Origin of the sequence: Dolichospermum sp. UHCC 0259 (assembly GCF_009711935.1) — a bacterium.
Lineage (GTDB): Bacteria > Cyanobacteriota > Cyanobacteriia > Cyanobacteriales > Nostocaceae > Dolichospermum.
On record NZ_VIKX01000328.1, the window covers coordinates 26,185 to 45,163 of the forward strand.

Sequence of the window (18,979 nt, forward strand, 5' to 3'; positions counted from 1 at the left end):
AAATAACTAACTACTTATGGTTATGGTGGGTAAGACGTAGACAGGTTTAGTCTAAGAATACCCACTTTACAATATTTGAATGTTAACTTTCTATTGCGTTTTTAATCCATTGTTGCAATGTATTGATAACTTCGTCAATGGCAATTTCTTGAGATTCACGATTTGCGCGTTTGACTACTTCGACTTTACCATTTGTAATAGCTCTACCTGTGACGATTCTGAAGGGGATACCGATTAAATCAGCATCTTTGAATTTAACACCGGCTCGTTCGTCTCTGTCATCTAATAGGGTTTCTATTCCTGCTTGGTTGAGTTCTGTGTAAAGTTTTTCGGCAACGGCGATTTGCCCTGCATCTTTGATGTTAGGAATGGTGATGATGGCGTGATATGGTGCGATCGCTATTGGCCAAATTATGCCATCTTTATCATAGGATTGTTCTACGGCTGATTGTGCTAAACGTGACACGCCAACACCATAACAACCCATAACTAAAGGCTTTTCTTCCCCTTGTTCGTTGGTATAAGTTGCACCCATCGCTTCGGAGTATTTTGTACCGAGTTGGAAGATATGACCGGCTTCGATGCCTCTAGCTGTTTGTAGGGTTTGGGTTGGGTCGTGCAGGGAGCGATCGCCTAATTTAGCTTTACGAATATCTACGGTTAGTGCAGGTAATTTAAATTGCTCACCCCAATTTGCGCCAACGACATGAAAACTAGCTTCATTTGCACCAGTAACAAAATTCTTCAACTCCACAGCGGTTTTATCCACCAACCGCACAAACTGAGAATTTACCTGTTTACTTTCCGCAATATAATCATCACTAAGATCAGGCGCTATGTAACCCAAAGGTAAAGATTTTGCTTGCCATGCTTCTTGGGCTTCGGCATTTGGTACAGTTAAAGTCAGGATAGTTTTAGCACCAAATTGAGGAGCTAACTTAGTTAATTCATTTTGTAATTTAACTTCATTAATTTCCTGATCTCCGCGAATATTTATCAATACCAAAACCGTTAAACCGTTATCATAAACAGTTTGATATAAAACATTTTTGACAATTTGGGTAGGAGAACATTTCAATAAATTACAAACTTTGTCTATAGTTTCTGTTCCCGGAGTTTCCCATTTTTCGTAACTTGTAAAAGGTGAAGTTTCCGCATCTGCTGGTAAAGAAACTGCCTTTTCTACGTTTGCGGCATATTTACCATCTTCAGTGTAGAGAACTTCATCTTCTCCTGCTTCTGCTAAGACCATAAATTCTGTCGAACCCGAACCACCAATCGCCCCAGAATCAGCTTCCACAGCCCGAAAAGCCAAACCAGAACGCCGCAACATATTACTGTAAGCAGTGTACATTTCCTGGTAAGTTTTTTTCAAACTTTCTTCATCAGCATGGAAAGAATAACCATCTTTCATAATAAATTCTCGTCCGCGCATTAAACCAAACCGGGGACGAATTTCATCACGAAATTTAGTTTGAATTTGATATAAATGTACAGGTAATTGCCGATAGGAACGAATCATATCACGAGCAACAGTTGTAATTACTTCTTCGTGAGTTGGTCCTAGTCCTAATTGTTGTTCTCTTCTATCCACAAGAGAAAACATAATTCCCTCAGCCTTAGTATATGTATCCCAGCGTCCCGATTCTTGCCATAATTCCGCAGGTTGTAACTGTGGTAATAAACATTCTTGTGCGCCGGTAGCGTTCATTTCTTCCCGCACAATTTGGGAAACCTTTTGCAAAACCCGCCACATTAGGGGAAGATAAGCATAAATCCCACCACCAATGCGACGGATATAACCAGCGCGGAGTAATAATTTATGACTAGGGATTTCCGCATCAGCCGGATCATCCCGCAGTGTAACAAATAACATTTGTGATAATCGCATTGTTTTTACCTTTACTTGCTAATTTTGTCAATTATTGAAGATTAACCTATGTCATACCAAATTAAAATGAAGCTGCATAGAATAAGATTTCCAGAATAATTAACCGCAGATGAACGCAGATAAACGCAGATAAATATGAATGATTGTTATTCTGTGCAGCCTCACATAAAATTGGTATCACCTGTCACTTGTTATAACTTGAGGAGATAATTACTGTGTCTGAAGCAATGTATCAAGCACAACCACCTTTAGAATTTATTCCGCCAGCTTTTAACCCTTTGTTGTTAAAGTTGGTACATTTTGTGCTACCTAACTGGATTCGCTGGAAAACACCTATTAGCAACATTGAAGCAGAAAATGTTGAAGTTTTGGCGGATTGTTATCGGCGGTTTCAGGATGGTAAAATCCGGTTTATGTTGGCGTTTCGTCATCCTCAAACAGCAGACCCTCTTTGTTTAACCTATTTACTGTCCCAAATCTTGCCTAAAGTAGCACAAGTTGGGGGTACACAGCTACAATATCCGCTTCATGCTCATTTTATCTATGATCGGGGCATTCCTCTCTGGGCTGGTTCTCAAGTTGGTTGGGTAATTTCCCATTTGGGGGGAACTCCGATTCAACGCGGTAAAGCTGATTGGACTGGGTTGCGTTCGGTGCGTGATTTGTATGTTAATGGTCAGTTTCCGATGGCTGCTGCGCCGGAAGGTGGTACAAATGGTTTATCGGAGATTATTAGTCCTTTAGAACCGGGTATCGCACAGATGGGTTTTTGGTGTGCGGAAGATTTGCAAAAAGCGGGAAGAGATGAGGAAGTTTTAATTTTACCAATTGGCATTAAATATAGTTATGTTAATCAGCCTTGGGATAATATAGCAAATTTGTTAACTGAATTAGAAGCAGCTAGTGGTTTGTCTGTGAATCAGGATCAAACTGAGGCTAATTTTACTGCGCTTTATCCCCGATTGTTGGGTTTAGCTGAACATTTATTATCGGTGATGGAGCAATTTTATAGTAAATTTTATCATCAAACATTACCAGATGAAAAGATTACAAATGGAGAAATTACAGATAGAAATGAAGCGTTAGCTTATCGGTTACAATCTGTGATGAATATTGCTTTATTTATTGCTGAACAATATTTTGATTTGCCATCTAGGGGGAATTGGAATGATAGATGTAGACGGGTGGAACAAGCAGGTTGGAATTATATATTTAGGGAAGATTTTAAGGATATTAAATCATTATCACTCATTGAGAAAAGTTTGGGAGATAGAGTTGCTGAAGAAGCATATTTTCGGATGTGGCACATGAGGTTGGTTGAGAGTTTTGTGGCTGTTTCTGGGATGTATATCCGCGAAAAACCAACGGTGGAAAGATTTGCTGAAATGACTTTACTTTTATGGGATATGATTAATAAAATCAGGGGAAATATTCCTTTAAATCGTCCACAATTGGGTAAGCAGCAGGTGAGAATAACTGTGGGTGAACCAATTTCTGTTTCTGGACGTTATGCGGTTTATAAAAGTAGTCGAGTTGCTGCTAGACAATCTGTGGCTGAGTTGACGACTGATTTACAACAGGTTTTGGAGGGTTTGGTTGATAAGGGATAATGTTTTTGGTAATTTAGATAATTTTTGTCTGATAGCGAAGCGTGGCGTAGCCATATCAGGATGTCCAAGATTTGAGGATTTTCAGGATGTGATTGTTTGATTATTAGTATGGAGAGAAGCAAATATTTATGAGATATAATATAAGAATAAATATATGAGTCTCATCTATCAACCATCAAATAACAATCCTGTTAATCTTTTATCTCATTCCCAGTCTCTAGGCTGGGAATGTAATCCTAGAGGTTCTACCTCCATTTTATCAAAAGATATGTTACAATATGAATAGAGGTAAAATAAAAAATTCCGTAATTAAATTGAGAAAAAAAGACAATGCAACAAATTAATTTTGATGCTCGTGTAGATGAAAATGGTTTTTTATATCTGAAAATGCCCCCAAATTTTGCCGGGATGGAAATAACAGGAAAACTTTTATATCAAGCTCATTCTATTTCCTTACCGAGTCGAAAAGAAGACAAAATTGATATTAATCTTGTTCGTAATATTTGTCATCAAATTAGAAACTTACCAGTTCTTGACAGCAGAACTCCTGATGAAATTATTGGTTATAATGAGTTTGGAATTCCAGAATAATGGTTATTGATACTTCTGCCATTATGGCAATTATTTATGCTGAACCTGAAGAATTGATATTTATTGAACTTATTAACGAAAGTCCAGATTGTTTACTTTCTTCTCCAGGTTATGTAGAAGCATCCATTGTTTTAGGTACTAAACATGATCAGCAAGGTGTAGAAAATTTAAATTTATTAATTGCAGCATTATCTATCACTATTGTACCTTTTACTTTAGAACAAGCACAATTAGCAAGTGCAGCATTTTTGAAATTTGGTAAAGGCCGTCATCCAGCAAAACTGAATATGGGAGATTGCTTTTCTTATGCTTTAACAAAATCTACAAATCAACCTTTATTATTCAAAGGTAATGACTTTATTTACACCGATATTGATAAAGTGAATTATTAATGGATGCTATATTTGATTTAGATAATAAAATCGTGTAGATCCTTTAATCCTGGATATCCTGATTCTGACAGTTGAGAGTTTATAATTGACATAGAGTGTGATATTGCCTATAACCTAGTAAATGACATAGATAATTATGAATGTACAACTTGTTGATTCTCTTGTAGAAATTGTTTCCAAATTAACTCCCGAAGATCAGAAACTTTTCTTATCTAAACTTTCTCATATCAATATAATTCCGTCAGAACAGCAAAATTTAACATCAGCAGAAAAAGTAGCACAATTTCAGGAATGGTTATCTCAATTTCCTCAAAGTAGTATTACCCTATCAGATGAATCACTGCGTCGAGAAAATATTTATGATGATAGAGGAATATGAAAAGCTATTTACTTGATACCAATATTATTCTTAGATTTGCAAATTCTGCAAATTCTCAATCTCTGGAATATAACCTTATACAGAATACTATTTCTGAAATTTTATTACAAGGTAGTCAATGTTTTATTACCTCTCAAGTAATTATTGAATTTTGGGTCGTTGCTACTCGTCCTGTTAATGTTAATGGATTAGGATGGACTGTAGAACAAACAACTCAAGCGGTACAAATGCTAATAAATCAATTTGATTTACTAGAAGAAACACCTGATGTATTTTCTATTTGGTTAAACTTAGTGACAACATATAATATTTCTGGTAAACGCACTCACGATATACATATATTAGCAGTGATGCTTGCTCATAATATCAGCCATATTTTAACTTTAAACCCCAAAGATTTTATAGCTGTTCCAGAAATTACGATTATTCATCCTCAAAGTATGAATAGCTAAGAATATTGTGAATAAAATTATCCTGTAAATCCTTTAATCCTGGGTATCCTGATTCTGTGCCTTCAATAATAATAGCAGAGGCAGAGCCTCTGTGATAGCATTCCCAGTCAGAGACTAGGAACGAGATAAAGAGATTTTTCATGATTTCCTTTGTCAGAATACAAGGATGATCAATCATTATTGACGTGGGGTATTTTTAGATTGTTTCTTTTTGTCTAAATTAGAATTTATAGGATTTAAGGATTTTCAGGATGTCATATTATTTATCGTCAATCATGCAACAGTGTAAAGATATTTTATGAAAAGTTTCTTAATGGTGAGTTACGGTGCTTCCTCGATTATCAATAATAATTTTCTAGAAATGCACCTAACCCATAACCCACCCTACGAACTCAAGAAAAATCAAACCTTAAATGTATGCTTTAAACAGCTAATCTCAATTGTTGAGGTGTTTGCTGTAAAATTAAGTTAATTACCTCTGGACTCCATTTGAGAACTCCATTGGTAAAGTCTGCAAACTGCTTTGCTTTTTCAGTTGGTTGCCATTGCCAGTTATCCTTAAGTTTGGTGATATATTCCATCTTTGCCAGCGTCTCAATGACACGCTGATATTTCCATTTTTCTCCAGTCTCTTTATAGAGTATTTTACTTATGTCTGTCACAGTGAGATATTGTCTAGAAGATGCTGGATTAATGAGCCTCAAGTCTAGAGTGACAGAGACTTCTAGATTTGCTGAAACTTCAGAATTGCTAATTTCAACATGAAGTGGTTGAAGATCGGCCTTTTGTGCCATAATGAAGACGATTCCTTTTTTGTCAATGAGTAGGAGTCCCTGATCTCGCAAATCAGGAACAGTTTGATTTCAAACAAATGTCAGCATGGCTATAACGGGCTAGGCTGACTTTTAATTTATGGGTTTTAGTAAGATTTTTATAGACCCACAACCTCAGTATAGGGCAAGATTTGGTATGTGTCAATATCAAATTGACAGTATTTTCCATCGTCACACTATGCTAGTGTACCATCTAAAAAATTATTTGTCAACATAATAATTTATTGGATTTTAGACTAAATCTTTCCTTGTAGACTCAACCCCTTGCTGTATAAAGTTTATGACTTACAAGACTTAAAATGACTTGGAAACCCTTAAAGGAAGCTTGGCGAATGGAATTCGCAGCTACACAGACAAAACCCGCCTTTGCGGGTTAAAATACTTTTTTTCAGTCCACGCAGGTGGACTTTGATTGTGTAGACGCGATTTATGATCGCCGGGGTATTGTATTATGTTAACTCAAATGATTCTCTAGCAAAGAAGCTATAGTCTCTGGCTGAACTTTCTTGTATTGTTTTTTACCTAACATCAAAACACAATTAGGAGCGCTGCTACAGCGTTTTTGACAATCAGTGTGTTCGATAGTTACTTTATCAGATAAACCGCGATCGCCTAAAGTTTTTTCTAAGTCTGACAATAACCCTTTTCCACCCCGTTTCAGACAACCAGATTTTTGACATACCATAATTTTGGCTTTGGGTTGCGGAAGGAAATTTTCCAGCACACAAAAACCAATGGCTTGAATTTGATAAAGTTGCAGTTTGAGTTTATTGTTACGGAGATTTAATTTACTAATAGCATCTATGCGAATTTGTTCACCAGGAACTAAGGATAAACCTAGCGAACAACGTAAATTTTTAGGGATTTTTAGTTTGATATTTCCCCCAGGAACTGCTAACTGTAAATGTTTACATTTCCCAGCATCTTTACCCACAAACCCTAAAAACTGTCCTTCAATATTCAATTCCGATAAAGTCAAATATTTTTCACCCATGCCGATAACTCTATGTTTCAAATAGAAAATAATAAACCCCACTTATACTATTTCACGAAAATTTTGATACATATAGATTTTTTGTAGGGGTTTAGCAATGCTAAACCCCTACCCACGTATTTGTCTCATTATTAAAGTGAAACGGTATTATCTGGAGTTATGTTGATGATTCCCATCAAGAGAGAAGAGGAAAAAGAGATTTTTACCTTTTCCCTTCTTGATATGGATAGAAATGTTAAGAAAGGCGTTTAGCTTCCACTGTTACTGGTAAACGACTTTTATCGGGAAATTCACTAAATTCTAATTCCCAACCATTAGTTAAAGTGAGAACTTTACCTGCTGCACTATCTGTTTCTTTAACTACTTCTTCTTCTAAGTCTTTTTTAGCGACATAGACAACCAAAGTACCAGCATCATTCATTCGGAGCATTACTTTCATGTTTTTCCTCAGCAGATTCTAGTTCTCTTTTTCGACAACCGATGATGTACCCTGTTTCCAAAAAATGGACAGCATAGATATAATAAGCTTGCAAAAATGTGCCAATGCTGGAGACATAACCAACATCACCAATGTTTGCTAAAACTTCCCCAATCTCTCTACCTGGAAAAGTTCCATCGTTTTTGATTAGTTTCTTAACTCGAACTTTTTGACCAATTTCAAAAATGGGTTGCGAGTCCAGTTCTATTTCATCACGTTGCATGGGAATACCTTTTTTCGCTGACTAAATTTAATAATTCTTCTGTAGTGAGACTGCGTTTTTTGAGGATTGATTGCTGACGGACTACATCTAAAATAGCTTGGGTTTCTTGAGAATCGAGAAAGATTCCATGCTGTTCTAATAGATTAGATAAAGAATGCCGACCAGAATGTTTACCTATGACTAAACGCCGTTCCCAACCCACATCTTCAGGAGCATAAGGTTCATAAGTAACGGGGTTTTGCAGAACACCATGAGCATGAATACCAGACTCATGAGCAAAGGTATTTTCACCCACAATTGCTTTCCAAGGTTGAACATTAGCACCGGAAGCTTTAGCGACTAGTTGAGATAGTTTTAACAAGTGTTGAGTTTGGATTCCTAAATCAACACCGTAAATACATTTTAGAGCCATGATTACTTCTTCTAAAGCTGCATTTCCGGCTCTTTCTCCTAGTCCATTAACGGTAGTATTTACAGATACAGCACCAGCTTTGATTCCGGCTAAGGCGTTAGCAGTTGCTAGTCCAAAATCATTATGAGTGTGAATCTCAATAGGAATTGATAGAGTTGATACTAAATGCTTAACTTTAAGGTGAGTTCGGAAGGGATCAAGTACCCCAACTGTATCACAAAACCGAAACCGAGATGCCCCCCATTCTTGCGATAACATGGCAACATCTTGGAGAAAATTTTCGTCGGCTCTAGAAGAATCTTCGCCACCAACTGATACCCAAAGACCTTGATCTAAAGCGAAACTAATACAGTCTTTTAGTCTTTGTAAACTAACTCGCCATTGTCCATGAAATTTAGCGGCAATTTGCACTCCAGACACAGGAATAGCAATATGTACTCGTTCTAGTCCACAGGCTATAGAAGCTTTAATATCTGATAATACAGCGCGATTCCAACCTAATAATTTAGCGCTTAAATCTAAGTTACGAATGGCAACAATAGAACGAATTTCTTCTTCTCCCATTGCCGGAATACCTACTTCTAATTCATGAACACCAATGGCATCTAGGAATTGAGCGATCGCTACTTTTTCTTCTAAGTTAAAAGCAACACCTGCTGCCTGTTCCCCATCACGTAATGTCGTATCATTAATCATGATTTGATACATTTTCAACATCCCTCTAGCGGAGTTTTTTGTAATATCTTTGTTCGCTACAATTCTTCATGGTGGTAGATGGACAATAAATTCTGAATTGAGCGAATAAATCATGAATCATGATTTACGATCCTTAATTATTAATCAAATATTTCTGTGGCATCTGTATGACAAGAAACAAAAAATAAGTATAATTTATCCAATATTTTTTGTGGTATTATTTGTGGATTTTGTTAATAGCCAATAACCCATACAAATATTAGTAAATCCTGTAAAAAATAACATACTCATGCCAGCAATCAAACTAATAATCATAATTCTTACCTCTTCTGTTTACTGGTAATTTTTCATCTACCTCAATTCAGGATGTTCTGCAAGCCAATCAAAAATTCTGTCTAGTTGTTGTAAATCCACTAAACCATATTGCCAAAGCAGCATCGGTAATGGTCCATGATTGAACTCAGGATGTCGCGTTGCTACAGCAATATCAGCCTGGGAAAGTGCCAGTTCTTTTTGGAGAAATTGCAGTAACTTCCTATCAATACTATTAATCACCATAATTGGACATTGACAATTGAAATCAACATAAGGTACAAGTTATTCCCATCAGCAATTACTAATTTTTTTAGTTTTAGCAAACTGGGTGAACCTTAGCTTATGTGAATTATCTTGAATATGCAAGATAGTTTGTGAGTGAATAATGACTTGAGATGAATCTGACTTGCATCTAGAATTAATCTTTGATATGCTGTTGATTAGACATTCTCAAAATCATTAATGGTAATTAGTAATACCAATCAAACAAACATAATTGTTATCAGTAATCTTTACTCCATAGCATTACACAAACAATTTTCTAACCATGTTACCAATTGATGACGGGAAGCAAAAAATTGCATCAATGTACTCCGCACAAGAATCGCTTCTTCTAGGTTATTAACTTGCACACGTAAAGACCCATCCGGGGGACAGGAACAGGAAATCATCAACTCTTGCAACCGATGATAAATACACCATCTATCACCTAAAGGAACTTGCAAAATTTGTTCACCTACAGTTAAAAAGTTACAATTTGGTGACATCAGTAATTCAAAATTTATGGAATTAACTTTCTTGATCATCTTGGTGATGATTCGTGAGAGTTTGGACTTGTTGTTCTAACTGCTCAATCCGCGAGAGTAAAGAACGAATCATACCTGCTTCTATATCGGGTAATTTGCCATGTTCTAAGGGAGAAATGCGGTTATGAGACTTGGGAGTAATAATCCGTCCAGGAATGCCCACCACAGTGGCATCTGGAGGCACATCACGCAAGACAATTGACCCTGCACCGATACGGACGCGATCGCTAATTTCAATATTTCCTAATACTTTCGCACCCGCACCGACAACAACATTACTACCCAATGTTGGATGACGTTTACCACTTTCTTTCCCAGTTCCTCCCAAGGTTACACCCTGATAAATAAGTGTATAGTCTCCCACAATAGCAGTTTCACCAATTACAACACCCATGCCATGATCAATAAATACACCCTTGCCAATTTTTGCTCCTGGGTGAATTTCAATACCTGTGAAAAACCGTCCTAAATGGGAAATAAACCGGGGAATAAAACTTACTTTGTGGATATGTAACCAATGTGCCAAACGATGTAAACAAAGAGCATGAAATCCAGGGTAACAAAATATAACCTCTAACCAATTACGTGCCGCTGGATCACGCTCAAAAATAATCCGAAAATCACTGATTAATGGTTCTAAAAAAAATCTAGAACCTTCATTTTTGCGGAGCTTTGTATTTACAGTCTCAGTCTTACTGATCCTGTTTAATGACTGGTGCATTGGTATTGTTAGGTGAAAAAATCCTGTAGTGTTTTCATGCTTATATCAGATAACTCCCCAGCAGCAGAAATTAGCAATGTAGATTAGATTTATTAAATTTATTAAGCTTGTACTCAATATGTTTAACTCCCTATTTCACAGAACTTTACATTTTCTCTTGGGGTAGGGGTACTAGCTTTTGATTACAGGGGTACTGGTATTTTTAGATCAGGGATACAGCTTTTTTGTACTCACAACAAATCTCTTAACCTGTAGGGCTTTACAGCTATTTAGGCAAGATATTTTTCCATATATTTAGTTGTACTCATTTCCTAATAAACGTTGTCTTGATGACAGTAAATATAGATTTTATGTATTACCTACTACTATTATTATTTTATTATTTTGGTAGTGAAAAAGTGGATTTCTTTATTTTGTTTTAGGATTTGTTTTCTGTATGTGGGGATACAAAATGAAAAAACAATAACTTTTAAATATAGGAAACATATTTATGGTTTTCCCCGCACACTTTGCGTAGCTTGGGTTGACTTAAGGAAACCCAACATTTATGAGTATTTGCTGTCTGTATTAGATTTTAGGTGTATTTATCAAAAAAAATAAAAGGATTGTTATTTACTTGAGATTATGATACATTCCCTCTGTGTTAATCATTGTTGTCAGTAACCCAGCCCTAAAGGGACTGGGCTTGCAAGAGTAATCAAGCAAGCCGTGCTGACCAGACCACCCTGAGTTTACCCTCATGGTAGCCGTTATTTGAGTCACGACACCCCGGAATGCGAAGCTAGTTCCCTGCTCTGTCATTTGCAATTAAACAGTTTTAAGGTCACTGAAACAGTGTTGCAAGTCTAAAAAGCTTTTATAACTGGTCTAAGCTAACATTACCCCAGAAATGGGAGGCTCTTTGGAGCAAAACATTATGCGTACAGAGTTGGAAAATTTGAATCGGTAATTGTCCCGTTGAAAGTACATTACAAGAGTACCCCGAATTTCCCAACTCCAAGGCGGTAATGAAAAAATGTTCAAAGCGGTTAAAACCGCTCTGTGCCGTTTCCCTCTCAGGGCTAAAGCCGCTGAATTTCCCACTTACTGGGTATTCTTATGACAATTCTAGTTTAATTATCACAACACTATAATTATGAAAACATTTTCCCTTCCTCAGCGATTAAGTCGCAACACCGTACTCGCTCTAGCGACCGTCACCTTAAGTCTGTCTATCGGTAGCCTTAATGCCTTTGCTCAAGAAAAACCTAGAATTTCCGTACCAGACTTCAAGAATGAAACCAGTTCCAACTGGTGGTGGTGGAACAGCAACACATCTCAACAGTTAGCAGATGCTTTGAGTAATGAATTAACATCAACAGGCAAATTCACCGTTGTTGAGCGACAAAAGCTAGGAGCAGTCCTTTCCGAACAAGAACTTGCTGAAGCTGGATTAGTTCGCAAAGAGACAGGTGCAAAAAAAGGAGAACTAACCGGTGCAAAATATATTATTCTGGGCAAAGTCACTGCTTACGAAGAAGGAGTGAATAAGGAATCCGGTGGACTAGGGGTAAGCGGGATTAATATAGGTGGTTTTAGTCTAGGTGGTAGCAACAGAAAAGAAAAGGAAAAAGCTTATGTTGCTATTGATCTGCGTGTTGTGGATTCCAGTAATGGAGAAGTAGTTTATTCCCGCACAGTTGAAGGACTGGCTACTAGTGAATCTAAGGGCAGTTCTGCTGGTATCAGTTTTTCTGGTATTAATGTTGGTGGTAACAATGAGAAGACAACCAAAGCTCCTGTCGGTAAAGCACTCCGCGCCGGGTTAGTTGAAATCACCAATTATCTAAGCTGTGTGATGGTTGATAAAGGTAGCTGTATAGCTGAGTTTGAAAAAAAAGAACAGCGTCGTCGGGATAATACTCAAAAAGTTTTAGAATTGGAATAAATAGCGGAACTGTTCATTTTTTCCTCCGAGAACGAGATGTAAAAAGAACAGAAATTTGATGCAGCGTAACCCACTGTTAATTACTGATTGTAGGTTACGCTGTCTCTAAGAGGGTGAATGAACAAGTCCCTCATGGTGTATCAAATATTTTTAGATCCCCCTAAATCCCCCTTAAAAAGGGGGACTTTGACTCTAGTTCCCCCCTTGCTAAGGGGGGTTAGGGGGGATCTGTAAGTGCCTAAAATCACAACCTAAAACTTTTCAAACATCCTCTAATTAAGAACCAAAGAAATATTTCATCTTAATCTTAATATCAGTATTAGTTTCAGATACAGCAACAGCCGAATCATTAAACTTAGGAGGTCCGGTGAAAACCTCTGGATTGTTAGAGAACCCAAAACCTTCTATGGGCGCACCAAAAGAACCAGTATCGAGATTACTATTTTCATTAGCATCGTGAATTAATGCAACAGCGTAATCACCTGTTGTTAAGTTTTTGAAAGTTAGTTTTTGAGATATTTCTGTGATCTTGATACATTGAGATTGTAAAGCATTTTTACTATCACGAGGAAATCCTTGACTTTTATCAAAAAGCGTAGCACAAATTTGTCCAGATTTGTTTTTGAGTCCCTCCACTTCAATTGTCAGACTACTCTTCAACTCTGCCTTAGCATTAGCTAAAAAGAGTAAATTTCCCAAAATAGGGAGTAGTAACATTAGCCCCAGACTCGACGTTTTCCGTAACGCAGTGTTTAACTGTTTCTTCATTAATTTACCCTCTATTAAATAAAACTAATATGTTACCCAGCCAAATTGTCAAGTTAGATTTTCTAAATTACCTAACAGACACTTTTGTAAATATAACAGAAAGTAACAAAATGTCAAAAATCAATACCTAAATCTGTATTCAGCAACTTCACCGAATCCAAATTTTGAGAACTACAAACACCCGTCACCTTAGTCACAAGGATGCTTGCATTCTATTTAACTCATGTAGTAAGTTTGTATCGCGTAGAAACAAGTCAGATGTAATAAGGTAACAGTATCCGCTTCATAATTATTATCAGGATGGATAATAATAACTTTGATCACATTTTTCCTCATGTGCTTTGTTTACTATATTTATAGTGTAGTGATAGGGGAAAGTTCATGGCTAACATAATTATCAATATCATCAAAAAATAATGATAAAAAAGTTAAATCTTTTGCAAAATATCTGCATTAATATAGATGTTTAAATTTGCCTATATTCAATATACAGCAAGCAAGACAGCGACAAAAGTATCATTAATAATCAAAAAATTAAAAAAATATAAATTGCATTTTTACTCCAAAAAAAATGATAGGTTGTATACAGAATTGAATTTCGCACGTATCTGGAGTAATCGGGTTGATTTTACTCCAGTTTTTTAACCTCAAATTTCTGTTAACAAGAGTTTCTAGGAGAATTTGCAGGAAAGTTGAGTACAGTCGAATATCAGGAAAATCCGCTAAAAATATAGCCAAAACCCTTGCAGAGATTGAGTTTGAGATGAGTACAAAGAAATCCTGAACCCCTAACTATAAATACTCGTACCCCTAACTATAAATACTTGCACCCCTACCCGAAAAAATCTTTTTTAACTTTTGTATCGTTGCAATGCAAGGATTTAAGGATTTGAGTACAAACATAATAAATCTAATAAGTTCTATCCTGGTGTAACCCAAGGGGGGCAAAAAAAAGGGCTGCTATAAATCATTTATCGCCAATCACTTAACGCTCCTTAACAAAACAAAGTTAGTAGTTAAAAGTGAGTGGAGGGATGAGATTAGCACCATATCTAAAATGATTTAGATATTGGCAGTAAGTAAAAGCATCTCCCACAGTGGCTCTCAAGTCCACCTCCAACAGCGAAATTCAATGACACTACCTGCTACAGATATTCTCACCTCTGACTTTGAGAATGCCATTATCACCCCTGCTACATCTGCTGCTTGCGGTTGCGACAGCACCACAACTCCAGAAATGGATGAAAAACTTATAGAACGCATTTCTAAACACCCTTGCTATAGTGAAGAGGCTCATCATCACTATGCACGGATGCACGTTGCCGTTGCTCCAGCTTGCAATATTCAATGTAACTATTGTAACCGCAAGTATGATTGCGCTAACGAAAGTCGTCCTGGAGTAGTGAGTGAATTACTCACACCAGAAGAAGCTGCACATAAAGTGTTAGTAATTGCCGGAAAAATTCCCCAAATGACTGTGTTGGGAGTTGCGGGTCCTGGTGATCCTTTGGCTAATCCAGAAAAAACTTTTCGGACTTTTGAATTAATTGCCGATAAAGCACCAGATATTAAATTGTGCTTATCTACTAACGGTTTGATGCTAACAGAACATATTGATCGCATCAAACAATTAAATATAGATCACGTTACTATTACCCTTAATACCATTGACCCCGAAATAGGCGCACAAATCTATTCTTGGGTTCACTATAAACGCAAACGTTACAGAGGGGTTGAAGGGGCAAAAATTCTTCTAGAAAAACAATTGGAAGGATTGCAAGCTCTCAAAGAAGCTGATATCTTATGCAAAGTTAATTCTGTGATGATTCCGGGAATTAATGATAAACATTTGGTAGAAGTTAATAAGGCAATTCGTGAAAGAGGAGCATTCTTACACAACATCATGCCGCTGATTTCTGCACCGGAACATGGTACTCATTTCGGTTTAACTGGTCAACGTGGCCCAACAGGAAAAGAACTGAAAGAAGTCCAAGACAGTTGTTCTGGTAACATGAAAATGATGCGTCACTGTCGCCAGTGTCGAGCAGATGCGGTAGGATTATTAGGAGAAGACCGTAGCCAAGAATTTACTAAAGATAAGTTCATGGAAATGGCTCCAGAATATAACTTTGAAACTCGTCAAGAAGTTCACGAAGGTATTGAGAAATTTAGAGAAGAAATTAAGGCTGCAAAAGAAAAAGCATCAACTGGCAAAAAATCTGCTGATAGTCCTAAAATCTTGATTGCAGTAGCAACAAAAGGTGGTGGATTAGTTAACCAACACTTCGGACACGCGAAGGAATTTCAAGTGTATGAAGTTGATGGTAATGAAGTTCGTTTTGTTAGTCACCGCAAGATTGATCAATATTGTCAAGGTGGTTACAGCGAAGAAGCTACCGCAGATAATATAATGAAGGCGATCGCAGATTGTAAAGCAGTCTTGGTATCGAAAATAGGCAATTGTCCCAAGGAAAAACTAGAAGCAGCAGGAATACAAACTGTTGAAGCCTACGACGTAATTGAAAAGGTTGCTTTAGAATTTTACGAGCAATATATTCAGGCTAATGGGTAATTGGTAATAGGTCATGGGTCATAGGTAATATTGTTCCAATCACCAATCACCAATCACCAATCACCAATCACCAATCACCTATTACCTATGACCTCTTCACCAATTTACACAAAGGTAAATAATCATGGCTTACGAAATTACTAGCCAGTGTATTTCTTGCAAGTTGTGTTTATCTGTTTGTCCTACCGGTGCAATTCAAGAAGTTGACGGTAATTACTGGATTGACTCTAAACTTTGCACAAATTGCGCTGGTAGTATTCACACCGTACCTCAATGTAAAGCCAGTTGTCCTACTGTTGATGGTTGCGTTAAACAACCTAGTGATTATTGGGAAAGTTGGTTTGCTAATTACCACCGTGTTTTAGCAAAGTTAACCAATAAACAAGACTACTGGGAAAATTGGTATAAGTCTTATTCTCAGAAGTTTTCCGAACAGTTGCAAAAGCAGCAAGGAGAAGCAGTTAGATAGGGGACTGGGGATTGGGGACTGGGGACTGGGTAATAGTTTTTCCCAATTACCAATTACCAATCACCAATTCCCGCTGATTACTCATAATCTTTATATGGAAATTATGCAAAATAATTGTATCTATCTTGATAATAATGCCACCACTAAAATAGATCCTCAAGTTGTTGAGGCGATGATGCCTTATTTGACGGACTATTATGCTAATCCTTCTAGTATGCACACTTTTGGTGGACAACTTGGCAAGGCTGTAAAGAAAGCTAGAGAACAAGTTGCTGCTTTGCTGGGAGCAGAAGAATCAGAAATTGTTTTTACCAGTTGCGGAACTGAGGGTGATAATGCGGCTATTCATGCGGCGTTATTAGCTCAACCTGAAAAACGTCACATCATCACTTCCCAAGTAGAACATCCGGCAGTTTTAAATGTCTGCAAACAATTAGAATCTAAAGGTTATCAAGTTACTTATTTGTCAGTAAATGCTAAAGGACAAATAGATTTGAGTGAGTTAGAAGCTGCTCTAACTGGTAATACTGCTTTGGTAACAATGATGTATGCCAATAATGAAACCGGCACGATATTTCCAATTGAAGAAATTGGTGCTATGGTTAAGGAATACGGCGCTCTCTTCCACGTTGATGCAGTGCAAGCGGTAGGTAAAGTACCCTTGAATATGAAGACCAGCACCATAGATATGTTAACTATATCTGGTCACAAAATTCATGCTCCTAAAGGTATTGGTGCTTTGTATGTAAGACGTGGGGTTCGTTTCCGTCCTCTATTAGTTGGTGGACACCAAGAAAGAGGACGTAGAGCAGGTACAGAGAACGTTCCGGGAATTATTGCTCTTGGCAAAGCAGCGGAATTGGAACTGTTACATTTAGAGGAAGTAACTCAGAGATTAACAAAGTTGCGCGATCGCTTGGAACAGTCTCTTTTATCCAAAATTCCTGATTGTGAAGTAAATGGTGATGCCAAAAATAGATTACCAAATACTACAAATATCGGTTTCAAATATATTGAAGGTGAAGCCATTTTGCTTTCTTTAAATAAGTACGGTATTTGCGCTTCCTCTGGTTCTGCTTGTACTTCTGGTTCTCTAGAACCTTCTCATGTTTTACGAGCTATGGGTTTGCCCTATACTACTTTACATGGTTCGATTCGCTTCAGTCTTTCTCGCTACACAACTGAGGCAGAAATTGATCAAGTAATTGCCGTAATGCCGGAAATTGTTGACCGTCTTCGAGCTTTATCTCCCTTCAAAAATGATAATGCTGATTGGTTACAACAACAAGCACAGACTTTAGTAAATAAGTAATTGGTAATAGGAGCAAGCTTAATTCCTAAATCCTGAATATTGTAAGGGTTTAGCATTGCTAAACCCCTACCCAATGTACTTAATTCTCAATTCTTATCATCCAAAATCTAAAATCCAAAATCCAAAATTAACTATGTGGGACTACACTGATAAAGTATTAGAGTTATTTTACGATCCTAAAAACCAAGGGGCAATTGAAGAAACTGGCGAAGCTGGTGTTAAACTGGCAACTGGTGAAGTAGGAAGTATTGCTTGTGGTGATGCTTTAAGATTACATTTGAAAGTTGAAGAAGCAACAGATAAAATTCTTGATGCTCGGTTTCAAACTTTTGGTTGTACAAGTGCGATCGCATCTTCGAGCGCTTTAACTGAAATGGTCAAGGGTTTGACTTTAGATGAAGCTTTAGGAGTAACAAATAAGGAAATCGCTGATTATTTAGGTGGTTTACCTGAAGCGAAAATGCACTGTTCTGTTATGGGTCAAGAGGCTTTAGAAGCTGCGATTTATAATTATCGTGGCATTCCTCTAGAGGCACATGACGATGAAGAAGGTGTCCTCATCTGTAGCTGTTTCGGAATAACTGATGCTAAGATAAAAAAAGCAGTTGCACAAAACAATCTCTTCAGTGCAGAGCAAGTAACAAATTATGTAAAAGCTGGTGGCGGATGCGGTTCTTGTTTAACGAAGATTGATGATATAATAAGAGAAGTAAAGCAGGAAGCCGCCAACAAAAATCTCTACAGCTACAAGGCGAAAGCTAAAACAGAAATTCCCAGTTCAGAGCCACAAAGACCATTAACTACAGTTCAAAAAATTGCTCTGGTTCAAAAAGTATTAGATGAAGAAGTCCGACCCGTTTTAATCGCCGATGGGGGAGATGTGGAACTTTATGATGTAGAAGGCGATAAAATTAAAGTAATTCTTAAAGGTGCTTGCGGTTCATGTTCTAGCAGCACAGCCACTTTAAAGATTGCGATTGAAGCGAGATTACGCGATCGCATCAGCAAAGAAATTATTGTCGAAGCAGTTTAGAAATTAGTCATTAGTCATTAGTCAGTGGTCATTAGCAAAAAACAACTGATAACTGACAACTAACAAACAACAATCCTTACAACCCAATAAACACTATGTACACCA

Annotated in this window: 21 protein-coding genes; 11 read left to right on the forward strand and 10 right to left on the reverse strand. The window is 37.2% G+C overall.

What is annotated here, in order from left to right; translation table 11 throughout:
* Positions 1-82: 82 nt before the first annotated feature.
* A complete protein-coding gene (locus tag FJR05_RS26305) occupies positions 83-1,891 on the reverse strand; it encodes a proline--tRNA ligase (RefSeq protein ID WP_168646835.1) in 1,809 nt (602 codons plus the stop codon).
* A gap of 227 nt (positions 1,892-2,118) precedes the next feature.
* Between FJR05_RS26305 and FJR05_RS26310 the strand changes: the two genes are divergently transcribed.
* From FJR05_RS26310 to FJR05_RS26330, 6 genes are all read left to right on the forward strand, one after another.
* Complete coding sequence (locus tag FJR05_RS26310; protein WP_174783868.1) at positions 2,119-3,501, forward strand: 1-acyl-sn-glycerol-3-phosphate acyltransferase; 1,383 nt, start codon at positions 2,119-2,121, stop codon at positions 3,499-3,501.
* Positions 3,502-3,655: 154 nt separating this feature from the next.
* A complete protein-coding gene (locus FJR05_RS27750) occupies positions 3,656-3,787 on the forward strand; it encodes a hypothetical protein (RefSeq protein ID WP_256376217.1) in 132 nt (43 codons plus the stop codon).
* A gap of 44 nt (positions 3,788-3,831) precedes the next feature.
* Positions 3,832-4,092, forward strand: a complete 261-nt coding sequence (locus FJR05_RS26315; protein ID WP_168646837.1) for a hypothetical protein — start codon at positions 3,832-3,834, stop codon at positions 4,090-4,092.
* Positions 4,092-4,484: a type II toxin-antitoxin system VapC family toxin gene (locus FJR05_RS26320; RefSeq protein WP_168646838.1), complete on the forward strand. Its 393-nt coding sequence runs from the start codon at positions 4,092-4,094 to the stop codon at positions 4,482-4,484. Before FJR05_RS26315 ends, FJR05_RS26320 begins: the two co-directional genes overlap by 1 nt.
* 136 nt (positions 4,485-4,620) lie before the next feature.
* Positions 4,621-4,863, forward strand: a complete 243-nt coding sequence (locus FJR05_RS26325; RefSeq protein WP_168646839.1) for a hypothetical protein — start codon at positions 4,621-4,623, stop codon at positions 4,861-4,863.
* On the forward strand, positions 4,860-5,315 hold the full coding sequence (locus FJR05_RS26330) for a type II toxin-antitoxin system VapC family toxin (RefSeq protein WP_168646840.1): 456 nt from the start codon (positions 4,860-4,862) through the stop codon (positions 5,313-5,315). Before FJR05_RS26325 ends, FJR05_RS26330 begins: the two co-directional genes overlap by 4 nt.
* 422 nt (positions 5,316-5,737) lie before the next feature.
* Here the strand turns inward: FJR05_RS26330 and FJR05_RS26335 are convergent, their stop codons facing one another.
* The 8 genes from FJR05_RS26335 to cysE all read right to left on the reverse strand — a co-directional run bounded on the left by FJR05_RS26335 (position 5,738) and on the right by cysE (position 10,793).
* A complete protein-coding gene (locus tag FJR05_RS26335; protein ID WP_168646841.1) occupies positions 5,738-6,109 on the reverse strand; it encodes a hypothetical protein in 372 nt (123 codons plus the stop codon).
* A 493-nt stretch (positions 6,110-6,602) separates the two neighbouring features.
* Positions 6,603-7,142: a (2Fe-2S) ferredoxin domain-containing protein gene (locus FJR05_RS26340; protein ID WP_168646842.1), complete on the reverse strand. Its 540-nt coding sequence runs from the start codon at positions 7,140-7,142 to the stop codon at positions 6,603-6,605.
* A gap of 235 nt (positions 7,143-7,377) precedes the next feature.
* Positions 7,378-7,581, reverse strand: coding sequence for a putative nitrogen fixation protein NifT (nifT, locus tag FJR05_RS26345; RefSeq protein WP_168646843.1), 204 nt, complete (start codon positions 7,579-7,581; stop codon positions 7,378-7,380).
* A complete protein-coding gene (locus FJR05_RS26350) occupies positions 7,556-7,843 on the reverse strand; it encodes a nitrogen fixation protein NifZ (protein WP_168646844.1) in 288 nt (95 codons plus the stop codon). Before FJR05_RS26350 ends, nifT begins: the two co-directional genes overlap by 26 nt.
* A complete protein-coding gene (gene nifV / locus FJR05_RS26355; protein WP_168646845.1) occupies positions 7,833-8,963 on the reverse strand; it encodes a homocitrate synthase in 1,131 nt (376 codons plus the stop codon). The genes FJR05_RS26350 and nifV overlap by 11 nt, the downstream gene beginning before the upstream one ends.
* A gap of 339 nt (positions 8,964-9,302) precedes the next feature.
* The gene (locus tag FJR05_RS26360; protein ID WP_039201679.1) at positions 9,303-9,509 is read right to left on the reverse strand and encodes a DUF2949 domain-containing protein; all 207 of its coding nucleotides are present in this window, start codon (positions 9,507-9,509) and stop codon (positions 9,303-9,305) included.
* Between the two features lie 269 nt (positions 9,510-9,778).
* A complete protein-coding gene (locus FJR05_RS26365; RefSeq protein WP_168646846.1) occupies positions 9,779-10,033 on the reverse strand; it encodes an Asr1405/Asl0597 family protein in 255 nt (84 codons plus the stop codon).
* Between the two features lie 22 nt (positions 10,034-10,055).
* Positions 10,056-10,793 (reverse strand): serine O-acetyltransferase, encoded by a 738-nt coding sequence (gene cysE, locus FJR05_RS26370; protein WP_168646847.1) that lies wholly within the window; start codon positions 10,791-10,793, stop codon positions 10,056-10,058.
* Between the two features lie 1,135 nt (positions 10,794-11,928).
* On the opposite strand from cysE, the gene FJR05_RS26375 reads away from it, so the two are divergent.
* Positions 11,929-12,720 (forward strand): CsgG/HfaB family protein, encoded by a 792-nt coding sequence (locus tag FJR05_RS26375; RefSeq protein WP_168646848.1) that lies wholly within the window; start codon positions 11,929-11,931, stop codon positions 12,718-12,720.
* A 276-nt stretch (positions 12,721-12,996) separates the two neighbouring features.
* Here the strand turns inward: FJR05_RS26375 and FJR05_RS26380 are convergent, their stop codons facing one another.
* On the reverse strand, positions 12,997-13,437 hold the full coding sequence (locus FJR05_RS26380; RefSeq protein WP_254447129.1) for a DUF2141 domain-containing protein: 441 nt from the start codon (positions 13,435-13,437) through the stop codon (positions 12,997-12,999).
* A gap of 1,183 nt (positions 13,438-14,620) precedes the next feature.
* On the opposite strand from FJR05_RS26380, the gene nifB reads away from it, so the two are divergent.
* The 4 genes from nifB to nifU all read left to right on the forward strand — a co-directional run bounded on the left by nifB (position 14,621) and on the right by nifU (position 18,874).
* Positions 14,621-16,060 carry a nitrogenase cofactor biosynthesis protein NifB gene (gene nifB, locus FJR05_RS26385; protein WP_168646850.1) on the forward strand — a complete coding sequence of 480 codons (1,440 nt, stop codon included), beginning with the start codon at positions 14,621-14,623 and terminating at the stop codon, positions 16,058-16,060.
* A gap of 124 nt (positions 16,061-16,184) precedes the next feature.
* Positions 16,185-16,529, forward strand: coding sequence for a DUF362 domain-containing protein (locus tag FJR05_RS26390; protein WP_168646851.1), 345 nt, complete (start codon positions 16,185-16,187; stop codon positions 16,527-16,529).
* Between the two features lie 103 nt (positions 16,530-16,632).
* A complete protein-coding gene (gene nifS / locus FJR05_RS26395) occupies positions 16,633-17,841 on the forward strand; it encodes a cysteine desulfurase NifS (protein WP_168646852.1) in 1,209 nt (402 codons plus the stop codon).
* A gap of 133 nt (positions 17,842-17,974) precedes the next feature.
* Entirely contained in the window at positions 17,975-18,874 is a 900-nt protein-coding gene (gene nifU, locus FJR05_RS26400) for a Fe-S cluster assembly protein NifU (RefSeq protein WP_168646853.1), read from the forward strand.
* Positions 18,875-18,979 lie beyond the last annotated feature (105 nt).